The organism is Mycobacterium sp. TH-M106, from assembly GCF_057473765.1.
The window spans coordinates 1-4,774 of record NZ_JBYCLE010000335.1; the positions used below are offsets into that span (position 1 = coordinate 1).

The following is a 4,774-nucleotide window of genomic DNA, read 5'->3' on the forward strand; positions in this document are numbered from 1 at the left end:
GTACCGGTGCCGCCGCCCTCGCCGGCGGTGACGAACACCATGTCGGCACCGCGCAGCAGCTCTTCGATCTCGTCCTTGGCGTCCTCGGCGGCCTTGCGGCCCACCTCGGGGTCGGCGCCGGCGCCGAGCCCGCGGGTGGAGTCCCGGCCGACGTCGAGCTTGACGTCGGCGTCGCTCATCAACAGTGCCTGCGCGTCGGTGTTGATGGCGATGAACTCCACGCCCTTGAGGCCCTGCTCGATCATCCGGTTGACGGCGTTGACACCGCCGCCGCCGATACCCACGACTTTGATGACGGCAAGGTAGTTGTGCGGAGGGGTCATCGTTTGTCTTCCTCCCTGGTGGGGCGTGATTCCTCGCTGGTGATATTGAGCTGGTAAACCCTCAACCTCAACCAAAGGCTTAGAGTTATGTCAAGTTGTTCTGCGCAATCGCCACGGTATGGCCGATAGCCTCGTCATCTCGGCAGGCGCGCCGAAGTGTGGCGGGCAAATTTCGGCCGATTTTCGTCGCCGGCCGCCTCGGCTTGGGCGTCGAGATTGCGCTGAGGGTTGTGGTTCCCGGAAAATCGCGACCCTGGGTGCAATGTCAATTCGGTGCGACCGGCACTACCTGACCGTCGGCAGGTCCGGGCTGGACACGTCGTAGGTGTGGCCGGGCTGGGTCAGCAGCGCCGCCAGCTTCTGGGCCTTCTCCGCGGTGCGGTCGGTGCCGCCCCAGACCACCACCCGGCCGTCGGTCAGCGTCAGCGTGATCGAGGCGGTCGAGGGCGCGGCCGCCCGGCTCACCTGGCCGGCGACCTCGGGTGCCAGCGCGGTCATCACCTGCAGAGCTGCCGTGGTGGCCGGGTCGGTCGGGCTGGGGTTGTCGACGTCGAGGTAGGGCAGCATCGGCGGTGCCGGCGTGGTCGCGAAATCGACCCCGTCTCGGTCGAACAGGTGCGGGCCGTCCGGGAAATCCTTCACCACCACCGGAACCCGCTCGACGACGGCGATCCGCAGCGCCGACGGGTACTGGCGGCGCACCCGGGTGCTGGCGACCCGCCGGATCACCGCGACGCGTTCGGCAACCTGGCTGGTGTCGATCTGCAGCAGCGGAGTTCCGAGCCGCACTCTCGCGGCCTCGAGAACTTCGTCGCGGCTCACCGCGGCTATCCCGGTGACATCGATGCGACGTGCCGACATCAGCGGCGTGAAATACAGGACGAGCCCGAGGCCGGTCGCTGCCACCGCTGCCAGCACCGCAGCCAGCACCGCCTGCAAACCCCGGATGGTGCCCCGCGAAACGGATGTGGGCTCGTCGGCCGGGCGTGCCCGGGCCCGGCGTTTGGCTTCGCGGCGGGCCGCCTCGATCGCCTCGGCTCGGGCCTGCGCGGCACGGCGCTCGGCGCGTTCCCGCCGGGCCCGCCGTCGCGGACCCTCCGCGTCCGGCGGCGTCGGCTCGGCGTCGGGCCGGATGGCCGTGCCGTCGGCCGATTGCCCGGTCGGCTCAGGGCCGCCGGGTTCGACGACCGGGTCGAGGTCCACTGGGTCCACCGATGTTTCTTCCGGGTCGTTCGGCTGTCTGGTCATGGTCGTCACAGCGCCCTTGGGCGTCCGGGTGCGCTGCGGTTGGCCCGCAACCGCAGCGCGGTCACGATCTCCGGGCCCAGCATGGTGACGTCGCCGGCGCCCATCGTGACGACGACGTCACCCGGCCCGGCCGCCGCGGCCACCTGCGGCGCCACCGCGGAGAAATCCGGCAGATAGTGCACCGGCACACTGATGTGCTCGGCAATGCCGGCCCCGCTCACGCCGGGCATCGGTTGTTCGCGCGCGCCGTAGACGTCGAGCACGAAAACTTCGTCGGCGCTGTCCAGTGCCCGACCGAACTGCGGTGCGAAAGCCTTTGTCCGCGAATAGAGATGCGGCTGGAACACCACCAGACTGCGGCCCGACCCACCCTGATGCAGCAGATTGCGGACCGCGGCCAGCGTCGCACTGACTTCGGTCGGATGATGCGCGTAGTCGTCGAAGACGCGCACCGAGCCCACGGTGCCGACCAACTCGAAACGGCGTCGCACGCCTTCGAACCCGGCCAGGCCGTCGAGCACCGGCTCGACCGGCGCACCGACCTCGGCCGCGGCCAGCAACGCCCCCAGCGCGTTGAGCGCCATGTGCCGGCCGGGCACCGACAGCCGCATCACGCGCGTCAACCCGGCCACCGTGATCTGCGCGACTGCCCCGGTACCCTGCTGTTCCCAGGCCAGCAACTCCCCGGTCAGGTTGTCCGCCGGCCCCGAGCCGTATCGCAGCACCCGGACGCCGCGCCCGGCGCAGCGGTCGGCCAGTGCGGCCGCCCCCGGATCGTCGGCGCAGGCCACCAGCGTCCCGCCCGGGTCGAGACGGGCCACAAAAGAGTCGAAAACCGCTGTGTAGGCGTCGGCACTGCCGAAGAAGTCCAGATGGTCGGAGTCGATGTTGGTGACCACCGCGACATGCGGGGTGTACTCCAACAGCGACCCGTCGCTTTCGTCGGCCTCGGCGACGAAGTGACCGCCGCTGCCGTGATGGGCGTTGGTGCCGGCCTCCCCCAACTCGCCGCCGACCGCGAAGGACGGGTCCAGTCCGCAGTGCTGCAACGCCACCACGAGCATCGACGTCGTCGTTGTCTTGCCGTGCGTGCCGGTGACCATCAGGGTGGTGCGGCCGGCCATCAGTTTGCTCAGCACCGCCGGGCGCAGCACTACCGGGATGCCGCGCCGCCGGGCTTCGACCAGCTCGGGGTTGGTGTCGGGGATCGCGGCATGCGTGGTGACCACCGCCGTCACCCCACCGGGCAGCAGATCCAGCGACGACGCGTCGTGACCGATCCGGATCTGCGCACCACGGGCACGCAGCGCACGGACTCCGCGGGATTCCTTGGCGTCCGACCCGGACACCAGGCCGCCGCGATCCAGCAGGATGCGGGCGATGCCGGACATGCCCGCCCCCCCGATACCGACCATGTGCACCCGCAGCAACTCGGGCGGCAGCTCGGCGGTCACCCCCGCCTCCCCTGCCGCGCGACGTCCAATGCCACCTGAGCGACCCGCCGCGCCGCATCCGGATGCCCGGCCCGCCCGGCCGCGGCCGTCATCGCCACCAGCCGGGGCTCGTCGGCGAGCAGTTCGGTTACCGTCCCGGCCACGAAACCAGCGGTCAATTCGGCGTCGTCGACCAGCAACCCACCGCCCGCCTCGACCACCGGCAATGCGTTGAGCCGCTGCTCACCGTTGCCGATCGGCAGCGGCACATAGACCGCCGGCAGCCCGACCGCGGACACTTCGGCGACCGTCATCGCGCCTGACCGGCAGATGGCCAGATCGGCTGCGGCGTAGGCCAGCTCCATCCGGTCCAGGTATCCCACCGCGACATACGGCGGATCGCCATCGGCCGGTTCCGGCAGGTCCAGCCTGTTCTTCGACCCATAGACGTGTAGCACCGAAATGCCCGCGGCAGCAAGGTCTTTTGCCGCACCAGCGACCGCCCGGTTGATGGATCGCGCTCCCTGCGACCCGCCGAACACCAGTAACACCCGCGCGTCGTCGGAGAAACCGAACTCGCCACGGGACGCGGATCGCAGCGCCGCACGGTCCAAGTTGGTGATCGCCGGCCGCACCGGAACACCAACTACCTCGGCACCGCGCAGCCCGCAATCGCCGACCGCCGAGAGCACCCGCCGTGCGGTGCGGACGCCGACCCGATTGGCCAGCCCGGCCCTGGCATTCGCCTCGTGGATCACCACCGGGATGCTGCGCCGGCGTACGCCGCGGGCAGCAAGGTATGCCGGCAGCGCCACGTACCCGCCGAACCCGATCACCACATCGGCCTGTGCATCGTCGAGCACGGCTCGGGCCTGTCGCACCGCCCTGCCTACCCGAACCGGGAGCCGGAGCAGATCGGTGTTGAGCTTGCGGGGTAACGGCACTGGGGTGATCAGTGCGAGTCGGTATCCGCGCTCGGGCACCAACCGGGTCTCCAACCCACGTCTGGTGCCCAGCGCGGTGATCCGGACGTCCGGGTCCAGGGCGGTCAGCGCATCGGCGACGGCCATCGCGGGCTCGACGTGGCCGCCGGTGCCGCCGCCCGCCAGGACGACCGACATCGGCGCGCCGGGCTTGGGGACCGAGTCGTTCACCCGTAACGCTGACCTTCCAGTGCGCGTGTACGACCACGCGGCGATCGTTGGCCGCTCCTGCCGCTATGGCCGCTATGGCCGCTATGGCCGCTCCGGCCGCTCCGGCCGCTGTGGCCTGAGCCGCCTCCATGATGCCTTGAGCGTGCTGCCGGCCGACTCTGCGGCCCGGGCTGCCCGCGTTGTCGGCCGCCTGGCTGTGGGCCGGACCGCAGCCGGTCTCGCAGCGCCTCGGCCCGGGTCGGCGCGTAGGGTTCGGGCGGCGGCAGCCGCAGCAGCCGGTTCATCCGGTCGTCGCGGCCGGTCCGCAGCGCCGCCACCGCCTCGGGCTCGTGTCGTGCCGCGTTGGCCATCACGCCGATCATCACCAGTGTTGTCGCGGTGGATGTTCCACCCGCGGAGATCAGGGGCAGCTCGATCCCGGTGACTGGCAGCAGGCCGATCACGTAGCCCACGTTGATGAACGACTGGCCGATCACCCACATCGTCGTCGTGGCGGTCAGCAGCCGCAGGAACGGATCGACGGAGCGCCGTGCGATACGCATGCCGGTGTAGGCGAACAAGCCGAACAGCGCCAGCAATCCGAACCCGCCGATGAAGCCGAGCTCTTCGCCGACGA

General features: G+C 70.4%; 4 protein-coding genes and 1 pseudogene. All 5 read right to left on the reverse strand.

The annotated features are described in order from the left end of the window. Nucleotides 1-323, reverse strand: a pseudogene (locus AC2VOP_RS11535) (cell division protein FtsZ); the annotation flags it as partial. A 285-nt stretch (nucleotides 324-608) separates the two neighbouring features. Further along, nucleotides 609-1,571 carry a cell division protein FtsQ/DivIB gene (locus AC2VOP_RS11540; protein ID WP_486961089.1) on the reverse strand — a complete coding sequence of 321 codons (963 nt, stop codon included), beginning with the start codon at nucleotides 1,569-1,571 and terminating at the stop codon, nucleotides 609-611. A gap of 5 nt (nucleotides 1,572-1,576) precedes the next feature. Continuing rightward, on the reverse strand, nucleotides 1,577-2,986 hold the full coding sequence (gene murC / locus AC2VOP_RS11545) for a UDP-N-acetylmuramate--L-alanine ligase (RefSeq protein WP_486961091.1): 1,410 nt from the start codon (nucleotides 2,984-2,986) through the stop codon (nucleotides 1,577-1,579). A gap of 35 nt (nucleotides 2,987-3,021) precedes the next feature. Next, on the reverse strand, nucleotides 3,022-4,125 hold the full coding sequence (gene murG / locus AC2VOP_RS11550) for an undecaprenyldiphospho-muramoylpentapeptide beta-N-acetylglucosaminyltransferase (RefSeq protein WP_486961092.1): 1,104 nt from the start codon (nucleotides 4,123-4,125) through the stop codon (nucleotides 3,022-3,024). 29 nt (nucleotides 4,126-4,154) lie between these two features. Further along, nucleotides 4,155-4,774 (reverse strand): FtsW/RodA/SpoVE family cell cycle protein (locus AC2VOP_RS11555; protein WP_486961090.1); only part of this gene is annotated, 620 nt, incomplete at its 5' end.